Genomic DNA, 21,808 nt, shown 5'->3' on the forward strand with positions numbered 1-21,808 from the left:
TCTCCCCCGAATATCGCAGACAATTTCGGGATTGCTACTGCTTATCCTCTCTTGTGGTCAGGACTCCAACTTGTACCATTTTAGATTTTAGATTTTAGACTGGGGACGATCGCTCGGATAGGGGTATGAAGGTGGACTGAGGTTGAGGGCAGTTCCATTACTTTTTGTAACTGCTATGGGAGTCCCGGAGCCTTGACAATTATTTTCTTTCTTGCTCTTAGAGTCAAGCAATGTTGATTGACCTACTCGGGCCTTCCCATTCGGATCGGAGTACCCAATATAGCGGGGATGGTTGGGGATTCGCCATTCTCAGTTTTGACCGCTATCGAGCTGGTGTCAGAGGCTTGAGAGTTCGCCCGGATAGATTTGACCCGGCTGAATTCTGAACGATCTGCCTTTGTGAGCGATTATAAGGAAAAGTATGACTGTGAATCAACCTTCTCGCGGCGGCGGGTAAATAGACAGGTAGGCACAAAGGTCGGCAACATAGAGTAGCAAAGAAGCGGAGTAATTCGAGGGAAACGGAGTAATTCGGAGTACCCTGCTACACCAGATTTCACACACACCAAGAGTGTGATAGCCGCTGGAGGGTCATGACTCAATCAATTCGGGCAAGATTCAAGCGTCAGGGGAGGAACATCGCGTAGCTTCTGAACGTGGAACACCGCACCCTGGTAACAAGCCTGTAAGCCAATCGATGCAAACATTACCAAGTCCCCAGATGCAGAAATGCAAATTCAAGCTAATTACGTTTTCCTGTTGAATCACGACAGGACGTTCCTCAACATGGTGCATCCTGCCCGTGCTAGAGAGCTGTTGACCAAACAAAAAGCAGCGGTGTACAGATCATATCCGTTTGCGATCGTCCTCAAGCAACAGATTCTCAATCCCACACTCAAACCCTATCGGCTCAAAATAGATCCAGGTTCTAAATGGACGGGTTTCGCCATTCAATGCGGTGAAGATATTGTCTTCGGCATGGAACTAAAGCATCGAGGATTGCAAATCAGCGCTGACCTCAAACAACGGGCTAGCGTGCGAGGCTCGCGGCGTTCGCGCAATCTTAGATATCGAGCAAAGCGTTTTAATCGAAAGCAGCCTACAGGATGGTTAGCCCCCAGCTTGCGACATAGAGTTCAAACGGTAGAAACTTGGATTAAGCGATTCATGCGCTACAGTCCCATCACTGAGATTGAGATTGAGCAAGTCCGGTTTGACACACAACTGATGCAGAATCCTGAGATTAGTGGAGTGCAATATCAAGCGGGTGAACTGGCTGGCTATGAGGTGAAGCAATATCTACTAGAAAAGTGGGAACAAAAATGCTCGTACTGCGGTGCAACCGATACCCCCCTGGAAGTAGAACACATTCAGGCTAAATCAAAAGGTGGGTCAAACCGAGTCAGCAACCTTGCTCTTTCCTGTGTTCCGTGCAACCAGAAGAAGGGGAATCGCGATATCCAAGATTTCCTTTCGGGCAAACCCGACCTGCTACAACGTATTCTTGCACAAGCCAAGCAACCCCTTAAAGATGCAGCAGCAGTGAATTCAACCCGTTTTGCCATTGTCAGGATGGCAAAAGAGCTATGCGACACGGTGAAGTGTTGGACGGGCGGCAGAACTAAATTCAACCGCACTCAACAGGGCTTAGAGAAGTCACACAGCATTGATGCCGCCTGTGTCGGGAAATCTGGTCGCTCGATTCAATTGAGAACAACTCAGCCTCTGATTGTCACGTGTTTTGGGCACGGCACAAGGCAGGAAATACGAGTCAACAAACACGGGTTCCCAGCAGTGAAAAATACACGAGTACGATACAAGCACGTCAAAACAGGCGATACAGTTAAGTTCACGCTGGATACTGACCGCAAGAATTCACGAGCCGGAACCTATACGGCGCGAGTGAAAAAACCTACTGCAAAGGGTTTTGAGGTTTTAATTAATCAGTTTCGTATTGGAGTTTCTACCATAAAAAACGTGAAGTTTATTCACCGACAGGACGGCTACTCATATCGATTTTAGTTCACTCCGTTTCACCCCAGAATACTCCGATATTCTGCTATCTAGTAATTAGACATAAGGACTCATGGCTAAACAACTCAACCTACTTTCCGGGCAAGTAATTTCTACGCCTCTGCACGCCGAGATGCAGCAATCGTACCTCGAATATGCCATGAGTGTGATCGTCGGGCGAGCTTTGCCTGATGTCCGCGACGGTTTAAAACCTGTGCACCGTCGAATTTTGTACGCGATGCACGAACTCGGTTTGACACCAGACCGACCTTACCGCAAGTGCGCCCGGGTAGTTGGAGATGTTTTGGGAAAATATCACCCCCACGGCGACCAATCGGTTTACGACGCTCTGGTGCGAATGGCTCAGGAGTTTTCGAGCCGCTATCCTTTGCTGGCGGGTCACGGCAATTTCGGTTCGGTGGACAATGACCCTGCTGCTGCGATGCGCTACACGGAAACTAGACTGGCATCGATCGCCCACGAAGCCATGCTAACCCAAGTCGGTGACGCAACTGTTGATTTTACTAATAACTTTGACAGTTCGCAGCAGGAACCGACGGCGCTCCCTGCTCAGTTGCCGTTTCTGTTGCTCAACGGTTGTACTGGCATTGCTGTCGGGATGGCTACTAATATCCCGCCGCACAATTTGGGCGAGGTGGTAGACGGTTTAATTGCTTTGATTGAAAATCCGGAGATCTCGGATGAGAAGTTGATCGAACTAATTCCGGGCCCGGATTTCCCGACCGGAGGGGAAATCGTCTCTACAGAGGGCATTGTTGATGCCTACACTAAGGGTCGAGGTAGCATTGCGGTCAGGGGTATAGCTGGGGTGGAAGAAGTGCCTGGGAATCGCAAGGTGCGAACTAAAACGGCGATCGTCGTGACGGAGTTTCCGTTTCAGGTAAATAAGGCAGCTTGGATTGAAAAGGTGGCGGAGTTGGTGAATGCCGGCCGCCTCGACGGTATTTCTGATTTGCGTGACGAGAGCGATCGCGAAGGCATTCGAGTTGTAATTGAACTTAAACGAGAATTTACTCCAGAGGCGGTGCTGGCTCGTCTTTACCAACAAACTGACCTGCAAACAAATTTTGGCGCGATTTTGCTGGCAATTGTCAACGGTCAACCCCGACAGTTGACCTTGAGACAATTGTTGCAAGAATTTCTCGATTTCCGAGAAGTGACTCTCACCCGCCGCTACAATTACGAGTTGCAGGCGGCAGAACGTCGCTGTCACATTGTCCAAGGCTTAATGTTGGCTTTGACAAATCTTGATACTGCGATCGACATTCTCAGAAATGCTCCTGACGGGACTACTGCTAAGCAAACTTTCCAAGTTCGCCTTAATCTGAGCGAAAGTCAAGCTGATGCGATTTTGGCGATGCCGATGCGTCGGCTGACTGGTATGGAAAGGCAAAATTTGCAGTCTGAGTTGGATGAGTTGATGGGGAATATTCAAGAATTGCAGCGGTTGTTGAGCGACAGGCGCGAACTTTTGAAGGCTTTAAAGAAGGAATTGCGATCGCTAAAACGCAAGTACGCTGACGAACGTCGCACTAAATTTGCCAATGGAACCGGACGCGCCAGAACTGCACAAACACAACCGGCTGGCAAGAAAAATGCTGGTGTGAAGCCTTTGTTGCCGGCAACAATTTCACCTAATTTATTGCCCGATATTGAACCGGAGGAAACTATTGTTGAATTTTCGCACAAGCAGTACGTGAGACGATTGCCCGCTGCGGAACGCCCGCGCTCGAAAAGTCGCGAAAAATCGGTTTCAGCTTTAGAAAAAAATGAAGATTTTATTGTGACGGCAAACCTGACAAAAACCGATCGCACTTTGGTCGTCTTAATTCCTAACGGCAAAGCTTATCCGCTGAAAGTGGCTGATATTCCTAGTAGCAGCCAAAAAGACCGGGGAACGCCGATTGTTAGTTTGTTGTCGCCCAGTGCTACTAAAGAAAGTGCGGGTCGTGCTTTCTCGGAAATCACAGTTGCACACTTTATTTTGCCGGAAAATTCGGAGGCTGCGGATTTAGTAACTCTGACTCAACAAGGCAAAATTAAGCGCTTGCCGATGCAGGAATTTGCTGAGCTGACTAATCGCGGCGTGACTGTTGTTAAACTCAAGGAGGACGATCGACTGCGTAATGCTAGTCTCAGCAAAGTTGGCGACCAAGTGGTCGTCGCAACTTCGGGAGGTCGAGTCCTCCGATTTGATGTTGATGACGAACAACTGCCGCCCATGGGCCGCACCGCCCAGGGTTCTCAAGTCACCAGGTTGCGGAAGCAGGAACAGTTGGTGGGTTGTATTACGATCGACCGGGAGGACAGTCTGGTGCTAATTTCGGAGTTGGGTTGGGCTAAACGAATGCCTGCGGGTTCTGTCAGGCTGACTAACCGCGGCGAAATTGGCACTCAAGCTTTTCGCTTTGCAGAGCCTAAAGATGCTTTGGTTGGATTGCTGCGGGCTGTTCCGGGTACGGATGTTAAACTTTTTACGACTGCTGGCCGCCTGCTGCGATCGACTACTGATGCTATAGCTTTTTGGGGGAAGGATGCTCCGGGCGATCGGGTTTTTGACCTCAATCCTGGTGAAAGAATTATCAAGGTTATCAGTAGTCAATAGTCAATAGTCAGTAGTCAGTAGTCAGTAGTCAGTAGTCAATAGTCAGTAGTCAGTAGTCAATAGTCAGTAGTCATTGGTAATGGGTAATTATTTGGGGAGCATCTCAGTTTTGTTTTTATAGTGCTGTCCCCGCTCGCGAGGGTTAGATCGGCAAGCGACCGGGGACGATCACACTAAAAGAAAAAATTATTTTTACAAAAATGAAATTCTCCCATTATTCTTCCCTCTTCCCTCTTCCTTCTTCCTTCTTCCTTCCTCCAAATCTAAAATCTAAAATCGTTTGATGGCGCAAGTTGTATTAGAAAATATCTACAAAAGTTTTCCCCTCCGCCAAGGAGAACAGGAAAAAGTAGCAAACAACGTCGCAGAAAGTGTCTCAACAGAGACTCCTAGCTCTTCGTCTAACACTGTTTTGCGGCGGATTAACCTGACCGTCCTCGACGGGGAATTCATGGTGTTGGTGGGGCCTTCGGGCTGCGGAAAAAGCACTTTGCTGCGATCGATCGCAGGTTTGGAAGTTTTGACAGCCGGCAATATCTGGATTGGCGATCGGCTCGTTAATGATTTACCTCCAAAAGACCGAGATATCGCTATGGTGTTTCAAAATTATGCTCTCTATCCTCACTTAACAGTCTACGATAATCTCGCCTTTGGATTGCGCCGCTCACAGAAGGAAGAAGGAAGAGGGAAGTCGGAAGAAGGCCTTTCGGCTTCGCTAAAGGTAAAAAGAGGGAAGAGAGAAGAAGGAAGAGGGAAGAGGGAAGAGGGAAGAAGGAATGAGGAAGCAGAGACAGTGACAGTGACAGAAAAAGGAAGAAGGGAGAAGGTAGAACTAATCAGGAATAAGATAGAAGAGGGGATTAATTATTTAGCTTCTAATACTGTAAGCAAAGAGCGAATATATACTTTAGGGGAGGACTTTTTAGTGGGAGCAACTCGCAAGCTTCCTCCGGGTTTGCGCTATTTGTCGGAACGGGAAAAGGCGGTAGGAGAAAGAGTTAGGGCGGTAGCTCAATTATTGCAAATAGAACCGCTTTTAAATCGCTTGCCGAAACAACTTTCGGGAGGACAAAAGCAGCGGGTGGCTTTGGGTAGGGCGATGGCTCGAAATCCTCAAGTGTTTTTGATGGACGAACCTCTATCAAATCTTGATGCGAAGTTGAGGGCGGAAACTCGATCGCAAATTGTGCAGTTGCAGCGGCAGTTGGGCACTACCACTATTTATGTGACTCACGACCAAACTGAGGCGATGACTATGGGCGATCGCATTGCTATTATGAATGCTGGCCAGCTTCAGCAAGTCGCTAAGCCTCTGGATCTTTACAACAAGCCAGCTAATCTGTTTGTGGCTGAGTTTATCGGTTCTCCACCGATGAATTTTTTGCCTGTCCAATTTACCGCCCCGCTGTTGATTTCTCACCCGCAGTTTCGCTTTACTTTACCCGATATTTGGGCGAAAAATTTACAAAAATATGACGGGCGAGGACTGATTTTGGGCATTCGCCCGGAACATCTCAGCATTAACCCTCCTGCTACCAAAAATTTGTCGGTACAAGTGGAAATTGTGGAGGCTTTGGGACACGAAACTTATTTGCGGGTGTGTTTGACTGACGATCGGGCTGTGCGGATGCAGGTGCGGGTGCCTCCCGAGCGATCGATCCGTGTTGGCGAGGAGCTTTGGCTGGCGATCGCCCATGACAAAATTCACTTGTTCGATCCTGATACCGAATTGGCGATTTTTCCTCGGTAGGAAACAGGAGAAAGGTCGATCGACCTTTGCGATCGATATCACACATCACAAACTTGCATTTTTTTCAAGTAACTGTTATATTAATTAACATGAGCCTTACAAAAGTTAATGAAGGGAGTTCGCACTATGCAAGAACAAAAACGCAACGCTTGGAACTGGGGCTTCAGCGCAGGTGCTGAAAATTGGAACGGTCGTTTAGCAATGATTGGTTTCTCTGCCGCTGTCATCATTGAATTGGTTTCCGGTCAAGGCGTGCTGCACTTCTGGGGCCTGATCTAATTTTCTAGTTAAAACTTTTCAGACACTGCAAAGCTTGGGAGTTCTTTTGGGGACTCCCAAAATTTTGCCCGTGCGTTTTTAGCAGCGCAATTTTTGCAGGAGAATTTACCCGCAGCAAATAGCTAATTGCCGTCGTGCATTGAGCAGTACAATGTTTAACAGCGATCGCTCTTTTTGGGGTAGGGGGTTCCACCCCAAAAGAGTAAATCACTCTTTTGGGTGATGCGAGAGAAATGCTCTAGCGGATATATTCTTTTAAGATGCTGTTACGGTTGGGATGGCGCAATTTCCGCAGGGCTTTAGCCTCGATTTGGCGAATCCTCTCGCGAGTGACGTTAAAGATTTGACCAATTTCCTCCAAGGTCTTCATCCGTCCGTCATCTAAGCCGTAACGCAGCCTCAGTACATCCCGTTCTCGGGGGCTGAGAGTGTCCAAAACGCTTTCCAAATCTTCCCTGAGCAAGTTCTTTGAGACTTGATCTTCTGGCGTTTCCCCGTCAGATTCAATAAAGTCTCCCAGACGCGAGTCTTCCTCTTTGCCGATCGGAGTTTCTAAAGAAATTGGCAACTGTGCGGATTTAGCAATAAAGCGCAACTTCTCGATGGTCATCTCCATCTTGGTGGCGATTTCTTCTTCCGTAGGCTTGCGGCCCATTTCCTGAGAAAGCAGCTTGGTAGTTTTTTTGATCCGCGAGATGGTTTCGTAAAGGTGAACCGGGAGGCGGATAGTCCGGGATTGATCGGCGATTGCTCTGGTGATGGCTTGACGTATCCACCAAGTTGCGTAGGTGGAAAATTTGTAGCCTTTTTCGTGGTCGAATTTTTCAGCAGCCCGGATTAGACCCAAAGAGCCTTCTTGAATCAAATCTTGGAAAGACAAACCGCGATTCATGTACTTTTTGGCGATCGACACCACCAAACGCAGGTTTGATTGCACCATCTTCTCCTTGGCGCGCCTACCAACGTGGAGTCGGTGACGGAATGCAGGTAGTGCCATGTCTACAGCAGTAGCCCATTCGTTGTCTTTAGGTTCGCGGTCTAACTCTTCGAGCAATTGTTCTCGAACTCGCTCCAATTCCAGCAAATCTGCAATCTTGCGGGCGAGTTCAATCTCTTCGTCTGCTCGCAACAGTCGAATCCGACCGATTTCTTGCAGGTAGAGACGAATAGAGTCTTCTGTATAATGCTTTTTCTTTGCCTGAGCCCGACGGCGGGCTTTCGCGCCTTTGCCAGCTTTAGTGTCGTCCTCCTCAGACGGGTTGTCTAGAAAATCTTCTCGATCGTCTTCTTCGTCGATAAAGAGTTCCAACTCGCTCTCAGGTAGAACGCTTTCGGCGTTCCTCAGCAACTCGATAGTTTCCATTTTGGGTGTAATTTTGGTTTCGAGTACGGTGTTAGCCTGGATCATGCCGCCTTCCTCATGCTCCTGAATTAAAGAATAAATAACAGTGGAATAGTGTCTGTTTGTAGTTTAGACAAGTTAGCCAGTATTGACATTCCCGCAGGAAGAAATCGTGGAATTTTCGGTCTGCTAAGTGAAGCAGTAACCGAAACCGCAACAATTTTATGAGTCAAAGTTCGAGCTCTGGGAAAGAAGTAGCCAGCGCATTCACTCGATCGCCGACTTTAACGTCGCAACCTCGGATTGAGCGTGCGGCTTTTTCTTGTTTGGGCTAGTTAACGCATCGTCTGCGATACCTGACCCAGAAAAGCAAACCCGGAGATGCGATCGCACCTCAAAAAATACTGGCTTTTTTACTCGGCACTTCGATGTTTTACCCGTACAAGTTTTCTGGCACGGAACCCTCTAACTTTTCTGTTATGGGTGTCCAACTTTTGATTTGCTTGCTGCTTTCACTCTGGTCGTCAGACATCACAGTTGCACGGCAAATTTTCGCCACCTTGGATGCGGGTCTGCTGCCTCAAATGTAACAGCAGAGAGTCGAAGCACCAAACTGTGAGAATCGGATCTTGGAAAGACCCTTACGATTGTAGCCGTTCTCACAAAAAATGGAAGTTGTTTTCCGTTTTTTGTCAAGAACCTAGAAAACTTTGTCAGCTTAGCTTGACAATACTGACTCATGTCTGGCTCAGCTAAATCCTGAGAACGGCCCGGAAAAACTTGGGCGCGATCGAACGGCGCTGTTTTGTGTGGATATCTGGGTTAAAGGCTGCGGCGCAGTCTGCCAGAGAGTTAGCAGACAATTTTTGACTTGCCGGAATTGAGACCAATACAATCCGTGTAGATGCACCCATCTTTACCCTGTTTCCCTGAATTGAATCATACGCAATCTGCGATTGAATAAAGCTTGTGAGCTTTAGTTGTAAGTCGGCAACTCTCTCATGAGAGACCGACGATCGCCCCCAATGAAGCGTTGCGGGTTTAGTAGTGCAACAGGGGCTTTCTTTGTTAAGTTAGCTCAATTTTGAAAAATTGGGGCTGCTTTTGACATTACATCACATTAAGTTCGTAACGTCACATTCTCATTTAAGCTTGTCTGTGAGCTTTGCGGTCTCAGAGATAACAGCCAGAATGAGAAAGTTTGCTAAGAGTTCGCTCCTGCGGTAATTGTTACGCTGCGAACTGTTCGGGGATTGCTTGTCTCTCTAGCTAATATCTACATTCATTTTAATCTCAGAAACAACTTAAGTCCAATATTACTAAGTTTACCTCGATCTCGCCGAGGCAGATCTTCCTCACGGGCGATCGCCTCCATGGCGACACTTGATGGATTTGAGAAACTCCAAGCTCTCTTGAGAGGAGCTAGCCGTTCAACCGACACCTGTTCCCTCAAAAAATGCGATGGTAGACCCGCGATCCCAACCATCATGGTATAGCTGATTCCATCGAAAATCTCAAATCGAAAATTGTCTGACCTGATTGTTGAAAAGACGTGCAACTTTATACTTAATTAAAAAATATCCGCTGCAATATAAAGACACGATGAACCTTTTCTCCGCAATACTAAGTAATATTACGGGACGACCTGCTGTATTTAAAACCAACTCATGCTATTTTAGATGCAAGATTGGGGATTGGGCATGGGGAATGATTCATGGGATCGGGACTAGGATCTGACAAAACAGTTGTCTTCTGTTGGAAAACAGGGAGCGGCAAAACCAGACTCAGGCTTAAGTATAAAGGTTGGTGGCAAGGACAAAAAATTTGCCGCCATCATTATCCTATTAAAAACAACTGTGCAACCGATCGCGATCGCCACTCCTGTTGGGCACTCAATCACCGCTTGGCGACTCCAAACCTCCGACAACCGCGATCGAATAATTAAACTGACTCAACTGCACGATAATAAAAAGCTTCAAGGGCTGCGACGCAAGTTTTATCGCCGTACAGACGCCCTTGTCTTTGCAAAATTCGATCGGCAATACTCTGCCTCCATTCCGATTCTAAGCCCAGCCTCACAGCTATTTTTACGTATTCTGCTGCGGTTTGAGCAACTGTTTCGGTGACTCCGAGCATTTCCAAAATCCCAGAGGAATGGCGGCCCCGCATAAATTCTCCCGGACAAGTGACAATTGGTAAATTGCAGGCGATCGCTTCCAAAGTCGTGTGACCTCCAGACCAACCGAAACTGTCGAGAAAAACATCAGACAAAAGTTGAAGATTCCAATAAGCTTTCTCATCCATTTTAGGTAAAATCGCGCAAAAATCAGCGCTATCCAAACCGTACTTAGCAAAAGTCCGCTGGAGGCGCTGCTGAAACAGTTTACCAATATCAACATTCGGACGTGATATAAAGGCAAACTGAGCTTGAGGAACCTGTCGGGCAATTTCCGCGAATATGTAGTCGTGCTGCGGCAGGTATTTGCAGAGAGTTTGACAGCAGAGATAAACAACAGCCCCCTCCCGCAGGCAAAAATTTGCACGAGTGGCCGTTGTGCTAGGAATCGTGGGCTGCGGGTAAGAAATGCCAATATTCGGCAAGCGAATTAATTTTTCGGAATAGTGCAAAACAGCATTTTCCGGTTCCATCAAGTCGCTGGAGAGGAAGTAATCGACGGTGGGCAATCCTGAAGTCACCGGATGCGCCCAGGAGGTACACTGAATGGGAGCAAGGCGCAAGGCTGCAAGTTGAGTCATTTGCGGTTGCAGCCCAATATCGAGGAAAACCAGTACGTGTAATTGGTCAGCAATAATTTGTTGGCAGATTAATTCTAAGTTGCCGGGGATGTAGTGAAAAGTATCGCTGTAAAATCGGAACTGTTGAGTAAAGTTGTCTTGCGTCTCGGTAATTTGATAGCAATATACTTCAAATTCGCTGCTGCTGTGTTGCAGCCAGCCGAGGGTTAATTTGCCGACTGTATGTCCCCACAAGCAACCAGATATGTAGCCGATGCGAATTTTTCCGGTTTTGCTGGGGGGAGGTAGCGGTAAATCCTTTACCCACTGCGGGTAGTTAGCAGCCATGACTTTGCGAACAAATTGCCCGTACTGTTTCTGGATATCTAAGTCGTTGCCGCCTTGGTAAGCTAGAAAGAAGTTGGTGTGCTGACTGATAATTGTTAAGGCTTTTTGTTGGCCTGCATCTGTATCGAGGCTGGTTTGTTGAATTAACAGTTTGATTCCCGTCTCGAACCGATCGCGATAAACAGCTATTTCCTCTACACTTTGATAAATCACCGGCAGAATTAAATACTGTCCCGGATTAAAAAAGCTGTCTTCGGGAAATAAACTCGACGCATCGGTCGCAATTGCGATCGCTTCTGAATTTCTCCCGGATGCTACCAAAGCCAAGACTAAATTGCGGTAAAGACTGGCGTCTGCTGGATAAAGCTCGATCGCCTCCCGGCAAACTTGAATGGCGGCTGCATATTCCTCTAAATGTTGGTAACACTCAGCCAAATTCAAGTATAATTGAAGGTCGCCTGTTTGAACTTCTAAAAATTTCCTGTACTCGATAACGGCTTGTTGATATTCACCGCGCCCATAGCAATCGTTGCCAAAATAAAGGTATGCTTGAATTGGGTCATTTTTGAGACGGCGGGCAAAGTCGAGATTGGCGACAACTTCAGCAGCATCGGGCTGCAATTGCAGGGCAGTTTCGTAAAGCTCGATCGCGCGATCGACTTCTGTTTTCGACAGTAGCAAGTTTCCCAGATTCAGATAGCTGCCAAAATGAGCGGGATTAAGTGCGATCGCTTGACGGTAAATTGACTCAGCTCGATCGACATCGCCGATTTGTCCTAAAATATTGCCTAAATTATTATAAGCATCAATGCAGTTGGGTTCGAGGGCGATCGCCTCTCGATAAGCTCTTACGGCACCGATAACATCCCCGGTTTTTTCCAACACCAAGCCCAAGCTGTAATGAGCGCCAGCTACGGAGGAATCCACCGCCAAACATTCGCTCAGCAGATCTTGCGCTTCTCGATACCGCTCTGTGGCATAATAAAGTGTACCGAGGTTTTGCCAAGCATCTACTTGATTTGGATCGTACTGCAAAACCTGCTTGTACTTCTCCTCTGCTGCTATAAATTTTCCGGCTTGGTGCAGGTTTAAAGCTTGACTGTACAGCTCTGCGGTGATTTTTTTTCGATCGGATTGCTGCAAATCGTAAATTGATTGAATCGCAGCCTGACTGCCCAATTGCTGAAAAGTTGACCACTCGTAATTGCCGGATGTATTGACGACATCCCAACTAAAAACCTGCAAGCCATTCCAAGCATCGCTAAATTCAGGTGCAGAAAAATCAAATAGCAGTTGGCATTGAGGGTGGGCGGCGATAAAATCCCAGTTGGCTTGACGCGGAGTCTCCCAATTGCTATTGCTGACAACAATCAGTGCCGAGTCTGCTAAAAAAGGTTTGGATAAAAGTAAAGCTAGTAAGTGCGATCGATAATCGTGAGCGGCATCATAAAACAATACACCAATGCGATCGGCAGATTGCATTTCCCGCAAATCCCAGAAAAATTCCTCAAAATTTTGATTGCAAAAAACAACTTGTTCCGATATATTAAAGTTGGCTAGGTTTTCTCCTAAATTATCGCTGCTGTCGCCAAAAGTATCAAATTCCGAAAAGTCATCAACGGCACAAGCGGTTATTTGTGAATGATTTAGCAGCGTACCGATTAAGCTGCCGCCTTGAAAGCAGCCGATTTCGCAGTAAATTTCTTCGGGAGACATACATTCGACAGCAAAATTTAGCAACTGCATTGCATTGGCTGTCGTTGTGGTTTGCAGAGAGTTGATTATTTGCTGAAATTGACTGGATTTTGGTTCGGCTTGCGGTGTCCCCCAGTTATTGTACAACTCGGATATGTGTTCGAGAAATGTTTGGTATTTCATCTTTTGCGTTTGCTTGTCAAACAGTTCGTAGTCAGGACTTTAGTCCTCGGAAAAGAAAGGACCCAAGTCCGAACGATCAAACCTTTTTAGACTAGAGTATTGAGAAAGGCAAGGACTAAAGTCCTCACTACGAACCTTTTTTAGGACTATAATTATAAGAGAAGAAAGGACTGAAGTCCTCACTACGAACCTTTTTGTAGGACTATAATTATAAGAGAAGAAAGGACTGAAGTCCTCACTACGAACCAATCTTTCCTATTACTGCTGGTTCCGCAGCCGGGGATTGACAAATTCGTTCAATCCTTCTCCCACCAAAGACAGCCCAACAACCATTAAAGTCATTGCCAAACCGGGAAACAAAGCCGTCCACCAAATGCCCGTAGGTAGCGCATCTAAAGCTAAACGCAAATCGTGTCCCCATTCCGGAGTTTCTTCGGGAAGTCCCAAACCGAGAAATCCTAAGCCTCCTAATGTTAGAATTGCATCGGCGGCGTTGAGCGCGAACAGCACCGGTACGCTCTGAATTACGTTGAGAAACAGGTAGCGCGACAACACTGTCCAAGTGTCTGCACCCATGGCGCGGGCGGCTTCGACAAATAATTCGGTTTTGACGCTGGCGGTGTGATTCCTGACGACGCGGTAGTATTGAGGGATGTAGGAAATGCTCAGGGCGATCGCAGCATTCAATACTCCTTTTCCCACGACAAATGCTAAAGTTAACGAAAGCAGCAATCCCGGCAACGTATAAATTGTATCCATTAAAAATAACAGCACGCGATCGAGCTTGCCGCCCAAATAACCGCTAACCAAACCCAGCGGCACGCCGATAAACAAACTCAACGCTGTGGCTAAAATCACCACTTGCCAAGCCGCCCGCGAAGCAAACAGCGTGCGCGAAAAAACATCGTAGCCGCTGCGGCTGGTACCGAACCAATAATTCGCCGACGGCGGTTCGTGAATCGGGTTAATCAAAGCATCGGTAGGATTTTGCAGCCATCCCCAACCTTGCATGACGGGAGATAAGGTTGCTACTATGATAAATAAGGCAGTTATTGCCAAACCCGCCCACATCATTTTCATTGACAGGCTTGACGGTGAGGCAATGTTGAGAAATCGCGGTAATTGAACTTTGTTTAGTGTCATGTTTCGCCGTTTACTGATTGAAGCTTTGTCGGATTTTTGCTAAATTTTCCTGGGCTGCTGTGCAGTTTTCATCGAAAGTCAGCGCTAGTTCAAATGCCGATACTGCATCCGACCAGCGCTTCAGGTTAGTATAAGCTAGACCCAAACAGCAAGCCGGGTCGGTGGTGGTGAAACTTGGCTCGAAAGGCTCTCTTGTATAGTAGCTGTTATCTTTACCCAGTTTCAGGCAATTCTCAAAGTAAGCAACGGCACCTAACGGAAATCCTAGATTAATTAATGTCATGCCAGCTATATAATTTAGGGGAGGATAGTTGGGACACCATTCCAGACCTCGCTGACACAGTAACATGGTTGTTTCATAGTCTCGATTTTGGAGCGATCGCCCTGCTAAAGTAAAAACTAAGGAGGGAATGAAACCAAATTCTTCTGGAGGGTTGCCGTCTATCAAATGCGGAAACAATCTTTCTAATGCTTCCTCCCAGCAGTCTCGCGCTTTTTCGTCCTCGCCCGCTGAGCCGTACATCCCAGCTAGGGAGTACAATAGCATGAGACTAAGCCCTTCTTCTTGTCGGGCCAGCTCTAAGATGGGAATATTGCGGTTGACAACTTTGGCGGCGACTTGTTGGTGGCTGTTAGCGTGATGCAATACTCTGACACTATCTAAACTTCGGACTTCACTGTCGCTAAAACTGCGGTTTTGATACTGAATTTGCTCGTGAAAACGACCGACATATCTAATTTCTGGGAGATTGCGAAACAAGCGGATCATGTGTAGCGGAGTCATTCCCGCTTGATGCCTTACTTCTGTTCTAATTATTGAATAAGCGAGCGCTTCTGGGTGGAATTTGAGGGTTTCTCTAAAATCTACTGATGTGACAACTAACTCCTCATCTGCATCCAGCACTAAAATCCACTCACCCGTCACTAAAGATAAAGCATAATTCCGCGCCGTCGCAAAATCGTCGCACCACTCAAAATATCCCACTTTTGCTCCGTACTGAGTGGCAATTTCCGGCGTACCGTCCTGAGAACCCGTATCGACTACAATTATTTCATCAACGTAGGGTTGAACGCTAGCCAAACAGCGCGCTAAATTCTCGCTTTCATTTTTGACGATCGCACAAAAAGATAAAAATGGTTTTTGTCCGAGTGCTGCCCTAATGCTCATTTTTTATCCTGATATCTTGCAACTCAAACAAGTTCGCTGTCGCTGGGAAGGTAGAGTGCTGCTAAAATGCTTGGTAGAGCAATAAGATCTCTGCCAACACTGAACTCATCAATAAATGTTTCCGTAAAAACGTCGCCGTAAGGCAAGAGTAAATCCATTAGGCTTTCTGGAGTGTACTTGCGAACGTGCTCTGGTTCTTCATCAGGGCCGAGGCAATCGTTGGGTACGGCAAAAAAAGCTCTGCCGCCCGATCGCAACACCCTAACTATTTCTATCACGCACGCTCGATCGTCGTCGATATGTTCCAAAACTTCTGTTGCTACTACAACATCAAAACTGCGATCGGGAAAAGGAATTTCGGGTAAAGTTGAGACTACCCCTGAGATCTGTTTGGGAAGTTGGGCGATCGCAGCTTCGGAAATATCTAACCCAGTTACAGAATTGCCAAACTCTAGCAACTGAGAAGCCAGGACACCTGCACCGCATCCGAGTTCTAACACTTCCAGCCCGTGTCCGACAGCCCAACAAACTCTGCCGAAGCAGCCGGGATATCGACGCCAAGTTCCGCGGCCTTCTTCTTGCCAAATCTTATTCCAGTAGTCTGGCTGGAGATTCAAGTTAGTTTCTGTCATGTGATTGGCAAAGTTCCCCGATCGTACTTTTGTGAACGCTCCGAACCCAGTGTCATGAACCCGGTTTCTGGTAGGACGAGCGTCAGTCTAATTTTATCAAATATCATCGCAGGCGATCGACCAGGTTCGTAGTGAGGACTTTAGTCCTTCAGGTTCGTAGTGAGGACTTTAGTCCTTCAGGTTCGTAGTGAGAACTTTAGTCCTTCAGGTTCGTAGTAAGGACTTTAGTCCTTCAGGTTCGTAGTAAGGACTTTAGTCCTTCAGGTTCGTAGTAAGGACTTTAGTCCTTCAGGTTCGTAGTAAGGACTTTAGTCCTTCTTTTCCTGGTTCGTAGCAAGGAATGCAAGTCCTACCCAAAGCGCGGACTGAAGTCCTCACTACAAACCAATCTGGTTCGCGGTCATCCTCTACAGACACGAGGTTACAAATTGCTGGCAATTAACTCGCGATACTGGCTTTTCGGCTTAACTCCCTTGAGTTCAGTCATCAAAGCTTTGTCTTTGAAATACTGAATCGTCGGCGTACCAATCACGCCAGCATTTTCAGCAATTTCCGGATCTTCTTCGATGTCAATTTCCACGTAGTGAATTTTGCCATCGAACTCATCTATTACTTTGCTCAAAATCGGTTTGAGACTGTGGCAAGGGCCACAACTCGGAGCCGAGTATTTAACCACAATCAGTCGATCGCTCTCGTGGAACAACTTCCGCAAAGCAAAACCTCCTTCGTGGCGAGTGTCGTTGATATCAAAGTTCTCGCTGGTTTTGCGTACTTTTGGAGCGGGCGGCGCTGCTGCTTGCTGCGATTCCTTGGTTTGATGGAATTCCTGAGTCAAGCCGTTCGATGACAGCCACCTTTCGGCTAGCATCGCCCCCATACAGCCGCTACCGGCAGCAGTGATGGCTTGACGAAACTCGTGGTCTTGCACGTCGCCGACAGCATACACTCCATCGACGCTGGTTTCTACCGAACCGTGTTTCGTGGCGATATAGCTTAGTTCGTCGAGTTCTAGCTGACCTTGGAAAAGCTGAGTGTTGGGAGTGTGACCGATCGCGTAAAACAAACCCTTCACCAGCAAATCGCTCTCGGCGTCGGTCTCAATATTTCTAATTCTCAACCCATCCATCTTGCTCCCCGGCACTCCCAAAACATCCACAGCTTCGGTGTTCCAGTGCACGGTGATTTTAGGATTGCTCAGCACTCGGTCTTGCATGGCTTTGCTAGCGCGCATCTGACCGCGCCGCACCAACATATGGACGTGAGAGCCGTATTTTGTCAGATAAATAGATTCTTCTGCTGCGGTATCGCCCGCACCGATGACAGCTAAATCTACTCCTTTAAAAATTGGGGTGGCGCCGTCGCAAATCGCACAGGCAGAAATGCCGTGACTCCAAAATACGTGCTCGCTAGGCAAACCCAATCTTTTCGCCGTCGCGCCTGTAGCAATTACTATCGTGTGGGTTTTGATTTCTCGATCGTCCGATCGCACTGTAAACGGCCGCTGGGTTAAATCAACGTAAGTTACATCTTCTGTGTATAACTCGGCACCCCAGCGCACTGCTTGAGCTTTCATCCGATCCATCAGTTGCGGCCCGGTGATGCCTTCGGGAAAGCCGGGGAAGTTTTCGACTTCTGTGGTGGTCATCAGTTGACCGCCGGGAATTCCTCCGGTTTGGTAGCCTTCAAAAACGACTGGCTTCAGGTTGGCTCTCCCGGCGTAGATGGCTGCTGTGTAACCTGCGGGGCCAGAGCCAATAATTACTAGGTTTTCTACGGCTTGTTCAGTCATAGCTGCTTACTTGAACTCATAACGACTTCGTTTAATCTCAATTATAACAGAGATGGAGAAAGTTAGATCGAGCTTATTTCTATTGTTGAGCGGTTGAGGGCGATCGGGACAACTGAGGCTATTTTTATAAGTAAAAACAATAGAAAAAGTAATTTTGTTTTAAATGTTCAATCAATCTCCAAAAATCCCCAAAATTACTATCCTTCACTATTGATTCCATTCTCATTTGCTTGACGAATTTGCGCCGTTTGAGCTATTATAGGATTCTGATACTCAAGGGGTGCTATGACTATTTTTGCTTTTATCGCCTGAAACTCTTTAAAATCGTTAAATAAACGAACTCTGCCAATCTTAAAAATACAAGTTTTTGTGCAAAACAGGCATTTTATAAGTTAATAATTGTAACGGAAATTTTGGCAAATTTGACAAAATACCCTATCTATGATATGCAAGGTGGGTCGGAGCAATGGAATTGAGATTTTTAACCGCAGATGTACGCGGATTAACGCAGATAAAATGGATCGAACAAAGATATTGTTTGTGTGCAGCCAGAATAAGTGGCGGAGTTTAACAGCCGAGAAGATCTGCGAGAAAATTAGCGGGTACAGCGCGCGATCGGCTGGAACCGAAAAAGGTGCGAGAATTAGAGTCACTGAAGGTTTGCTTGGCTGGGCTGATGTCATATTTGTGATGGAGAAGAAGCACGGAGCTCGACTTCGCAGCAAATTTCCCGACAGTCTCAAAGGCAAGAAAGTTATTTGTCTGCAAATCTCCGACAATTACAGATATATGGAACCGGAGTTAGTCGAGATTTTGCAGGCGAAACTCGGCTTGTATATGGAAATGCCAGATAACGAGATAAATTTTATGGAGCGAGTTTTGGAACCGGAGGTGATGGATTCTTGGGAAGAGGCGATCGAATACGATTCGATGGACTTTACTGAGGTTAATGCTGCGTTTGCCAAGAGTGCGGCTGCTTTGGGGCCGGTTTTTGGAAACGTTTTGGACGCGGGTACGGGTACGGCGCGAATTCCAATCGCCCTCACTCAACTGCGGCCGGAATGGAAATTGACCTGTATTGACTTGTCGGCAAATATGCTGAAAGTTGGAGCGCAGAATGTGGAAAAGGCTCGAGTGCGATCGCAAATTAATCTCGAATTAATTGATGCTAAAGCCATGCCCTATCCCGACAATAGTTTTGACATGGTGATTTCCAACAGCATTATCCACCATTTGCCCGATCCGCTGCCGTTTTTGCAAGAAGTCCGGCGGGTTTTGAAGCCGAACGGAGCAATATTTTTGCGGGATTTACTCCGGCCTCTGAATGAGATAACCAGGGATAATTTAGTTCAGATATATGCGGGAGATTGCAACTCCCATCAGAAACAATTGTTCAGTGATTCGCTACAAGCGGCTTTTACCCTGGATGAAATTCAGACGATGATTGAAACTGCGGGTTTGGAGGGCTTGAGGATTTATGAATCTTCGGACAGGCACTGGACGGCCGAGCGGGTTTGGATGTAAAGTGTGGATTGTGCGATCGAACTAAATTTTTCCTAGTCGCTCCAGAATTATCTCATATCCCATCAAAGTTGTTCGTAGTGAGGGCTAAAGTCCTCAAATTTTGATGAGGACTAAAGTCCTGACTACGAATCAATTTTTGCCGCTTATCTACTTAATCAACTTTTGAAATTTTGATGAGGACTAAAGTCCTGACTACGAACCAATTTTTGCCGCTTATCTACTTAATCTAACTTTACAGTATCGAATATGACCCGATCGCGCCCTGCGTCTTTTGCCTGATAAAGCGAACGATCGGCTGCTGCAATCAAATCTTTTTTTGAGATTGTCGGTACAGGAACCGTACTCGCTACTCCCAAACTTAGTGTAACACAAGGGGATACTGGCGAGTTAATATTTTCAATTGCCATTTTTTTCACCGAGACTCTAATATGTTCTGCAATCGAGACAGCAATCTTTGGTGAAGTTCGAGGCAAAATTACCGCAAATTCTTCACCTCCGTAACGAGCCACCAGCATTTCCTCCCAAACTTCGCCTGCCGAGTCATTTACCGCCTCAACAATTTTTTGTGCTACCTGCTGCAAACAAGCATCTCCCGCCTGATGTCCGTAACTATCGTTGTATTTCTTAAAAAAGTCAATATCACATAAAATCAAAGATATTTCTGCTGCTTCTTGTCCCAATCTCTGCCATGTCTTATCTAAATATTCGTTAAAACAGCGGCGGTTTGCTACCAAAGTTAAACCATCGGAGTTAGCAAGGCGATACAATTCGGAATTAGCTGTTTTTAATTGAGAATTAGCTGCTTCTAGTTCAGATTGTATTACCGATAAATTGTAATAAAGCTCGCTAATATACCAAGTAGCTTGTTGGTGAATTTGAGCTAAAGCTACCAATACTTGATGCACGTCTAACAGTCGGTAAACTTGAGGTGCTAACTGCACAACAATCGGCTCGTAAAGTAGTTCCGGCGGCCGCTGCACGGCTCGCTGAGCAGCCATGACAATTAAGGCTACTTCTGGTAAAATCAAAGTATCGGTTTGAGCTATTTGATACAAAGCCAGAATTGGTCTGCAAGCAAATATATCTACTCCGTATGGGCGACTCATCCTTTCCATAAATCGCCTGCGCGATATCATTCCTAAAAAATCTCCATTTACCGTCAAGATAACTCCCGGAAGCAGGGGGTGAGATTGAAACAACCGAGCTACGTCTTTGGCTAGGGATGAAGCTTCAATTTGAAAATTAAAGACAGCCAGATCCTTAAGAGTAGACTCTAAAGTTAAATTTTCAGGTGGTTTTTCAGGGAAGTTAGATGGCGCGATAAATTCCACAGACACAGCGCATATCCGAATGAACAATACAGCAGCAACAAATCTAGTGTCAGCTCTTGAATTATCTTAACATTTATTTATTAGCATTGGCTGTATTCTTGACTACAGTGTTTGTTTGAGGAGGGGCTGATTCGTTAGCTTCGGCAGTGTGGATTGCATTGGTTCATCCTCGCTTAATAATAGACTTATAGTATTCTTGATTTTTTTCTTGTTGGCTTGTTGTCGCGCAAGAAAAGGTTTCTGCGCCCGCCCTTAACTCATGTATGGCGCAGACTAACTCAACAAAATCAGTTTTTAAGCCGAGACGAACTCGTAACTAAGTTGTGCGTAAAAAACGCGGTTTCTTTGCCATTCCTCAAATCAAAACCTAAAGCCGCGAAGGGTGGTGAGAAACCCAGCAATTTCACAATTACCAGAAAGAATTGGTTGAAAGCCGGAACGTTTTTCGGGAGAAATTAAAATCAGACTATTCATTACTCCAATCCTCGGACTTAAGGGTAGAGATCACTCTCAAACTCTCAACTGTCAACTCTCAACTGTCAACTCTCAAACTGTCAACTGTCAACTGTCAACTCTCAAACTGTCAACTGTCAACTGTCAACTCTCAAACTGTCAACTGTCAACTGTCAACTGTCAACTGTTGAACTCACCAACCCCAAGTTCCGATTCCTCCCTTAAAAGGGCCGACAATATCTTTGGTAATCCAACCTCCGTAAAAATCTCCTGGTTGAGATTCCACTAATTCCCCGTCCACATAACAAGCATCCATCTGGCTCGGATAAACAGCCACGTAATCTTTAATAGCTGCAAAAACCTGATTGGGATGAGGATAAAACCAAGCAGCATTTACAACTTCCTTCGACCCTACCGTCACAGTGTAATAACCCGCTTGTCCCTTCCACTCGCACCAAGATCCCCGTGAAGTTTTATGCAAATATTCCATTTGGATGTCCTCGGGAGAGATATAGTAGGCTGGAGGGTGACTTGTCTCCAATACCCGAAACGGGCGGCGCGTATCGGCGATCGTCATTCCGTTAAAAATAATCTGTACGTGTTTGGTCGATTCCTCAAGACGAGGGGGGCGCGGGTAATCCCAAACCGACTCTTGACCGGGGCCTGGCTCTATGCGATCGAGGTTCACTTGTACAATCTCCCCTACAAAAAAACAATTAGCAACTTAGCATTACAATTTAATGTAGCCTTAATCTAGTCGCTTCTTCAGACTTGCGCCAGCTTTCTTAAACTCTCC

At 46.5% G+C, this 21,808-nt stretch carries 16 protein-coding genes; 6 read left to right on the forward strand and 10 right to left on the reverse strand.

Going from position 1 to position 21,808, the window contains the following annotated elements:
* Positions 1–729 precede the first annotated feature (729 nt).
* From iscB to JGK11_RS04315, 4 genes are all read left to right on the forward strand, one after another.
* A complete protein-coding gene (gene iscB, locus JGK11_RS04300) occupies positions 730–2,022 on the forward strand; it encodes an RNA-guided endonuclease IscB (RefSeq protein WP_293178516.1) in 1,293 nt (430 codons plus the stop codon).
* A 64-nt stretch (positions 2,023–2,086) separates the two neighbouring features.
* The gene (locus JGK11_RS04305; RefSeq protein ID WP_293189378.1) at positions 2,087–4,639 is read left to right on the forward strand and encodes a DNA topoisomerase (ATP-hydrolyzing); all 2,553 of its coding nucleotides are present in this window, start codon (positions 2,087–2,089) and stop codon (positions 4,637–4,639) included.
* Between the two features lie 283 nt (positions 4,640–4,922).
* Positions 4,923–6,389 carry an ATP-binding cassette domain-containing protein gene (locus JGK11_RS04310; RefSeq protein ID WP_293210689.1) on the forward strand — a complete coding sequence of 489 codons (1,467 nt, stop codon included), beginning with the start codon at positions 4,923–4,925 and terminating at the stop codon, positions 6,387–6,389.
* A 126-nt stretch (positions 6,390–6,515) separates the two neighbouring features.
* Positions 6,516–6,668 (forward strand): chlorophyll A-B binding protein, encoded by a 153-nt coding sequence (locus JGK11_RS04315; protein ID WP_293178506.1) that lies wholly within the window; start codon positions 6,516–6,518, stop codon positions 6,666–6,668.
* 4 nt (positions 6,669–6,672) lie between these two features.
* Here the strand turns inward: JGK11_RS04315 and JGK11_RS04320 are convergent, their stop codons facing one another.
* From JGK11_RS04320 to JGK11_RS04330, 3 genes are all read right to left on the reverse strand, one after another.
* Positions 6,673–6,879: a hypothetical protein gene (locus tag JGK11_RS04320; protein ID WP_293210691.1), complete on the reverse strand. Its 207-nt coding sequence runs from the start codon at positions 6,877–6,879 to the stop codon at positions 6,673–6,675.
* 27 nt (positions 6,880–6,906) lie between these two features.
* Positions 6,907–8,076: an RNA polymerase sigma factor RpoD gene (gene rpoD / locus JGK11_RS04325; protein WP_293178503.1), complete on the reverse strand. Its 1,170-nt coding sequence runs from the start codon at positions 8,074–8,076 to the stop codon at positions 6,907–6,909.
* 686 nt (positions 8,077–8,762) lie between these two features.
* Entirely contained in the window at positions 8,763–8,924 is a 162-nt protein-coding gene (locus JGK11_RS04330) for a hypothetical protein (RefSeq protein WP_293178500.1), read from the reverse strand.
* 800 nt (positions 8,925–9,724) lie between these two features.
* On the opposite strand from JGK11_RS04330, the gene JGK11_RS04335 reads away from it, so the two are divergent.
* Positions 9,725–9,955, forward strand: coding sequence for a hypothetical protein (locus tag JGK11_RS04335; protein WP_293189374.1), 231 nt, complete (start codon positions 9,725–9,727; stop codon positions 9,953–9,955).
* Here the strand turns inward: JGK11_RS04335 and JGK11_RS04340 are convergent.
* From JGK11_RS04340 to trxB, 5 genes are all read right to left on the reverse strand, one after another.
* On the reverse strand, positions 9,952–12,972 hold the full coding sequence (locus JGK11_RS04340) for a tetratricopeptide repeat protein (RefSeq protein WP_293210693.1): 3,021 nt from the start codon (positions 12,970–12,972) through the stop codon (positions 9,952–9,954). The two genes, JGK11_RS04335 and JGK11_RS04340, sit on opposite strands and share 4 nt — an antisense overlap.
* Before the next feature lie 258 nt (positions 12,973–13,230).
* Positions 13,231–14,115 (reverse strand): ABC transporter permease, encoded by an 885-nt coding sequence (locus JGK11_RS04345; RefSeq protein WP_293185819.1) that lies wholly within the window; start codon positions 14,113–14,115, stop codon positions 13,231–13,233.
* Positions 14,116–14,125: 10 nt separating this feature from the next.
* A complete protein-coding gene (locus JGK11_RS04350) occupies positions 14,126–15,283 on the reverse strand; it encodes a glycosyltransferase family 2 protein (RefSeq protein WP_293210696.1) in 1,158 nt (385 codons plus the stop codon).
* Positions 15,284–15,306: 23 nt separating this feature from the next.
* The gene (locus tag JGK11_RS04355; RefSeq protein WP_293210698.1) at positions 15,307–15,915 is read right to left on the reverse strand and encodes a class I SAM-dependent methyltransferase; all 609 of its coding nucleotides are present in this window, start codon (positions 15,913–15,915) and stop codon (positions 15,307–15,309) included.
* A 421-nt stretch (positions 15,916–16,336) separates the two neighbouring features.
* Complete coding sequence (gene trxB, locus JGK11_RS04360; protein ID WP_293210700.1) at positions 16,337–17,704, reverse strand: thioredoxin-disulfide reductase; 1,368 nt, start codon at positions 17,702–17,704, stop codon at positions 16,337–16,339.
* 516 nt (positions 17,705–18,220) lie between these two features.
* Here trxB and JGK11_RS04365 point away from each other — a divergent pair.
* A complete protein-coding gene (locus tag JGK11_RS04365; protein ID WP_293210702.1) occupies positions 18,221–19,228 on the forward strand; it encodes a methyltransferase domain-containing protein in 1,008 nt (335 codons plus the stop codon).
* Between the two features lie 221 nt (positions 19,229–19,449).
* Here JGK11_RS04365 and JGK11_RS04370 read toward each other — a convergent pair whose 3' ends face one another.
* Both JGK11_RS04370 and JGK11_RS04375 read right to left on the reverse strand, forming a co-directional pair.
* Complete coding sequence (locus JGK11_RS04370) at positions 19,450–20,565, reverse strand: GGDEF domain-containing protein (RefSeq protein ID WP_293204765.1); 1,116 nt, start codon at positions 20,563–20,565, stop codon at positions 19,450–19,452.
* 640 nt (positions 20,566–21,205) lie between these two features.
* Positions 21,206–21,700: a DUF427 domain-containing protein gene (locus JGK11_RS04375; RefSeq protein ID WP_293185828.1), complete on the reverse strand. Its 495-nt coding sequence runs from the start codon at positions 21,698–21,700 to the stop codon at positions 21,206–21,208.
* Between the last annotated feature and the right edge of the window lie 108 nt (positions 21,701–21,808).

The sequence above is a fragment of the Microcoleus sp. PH2017_34_RAT_O_A genome (assembly GCF_020737885.1).
Lineage (GTDB): Bacteria > Cyanobacteriota > Cyanobacteriia > Cyanobacteriales > Microcoleaceae > Microcoleus.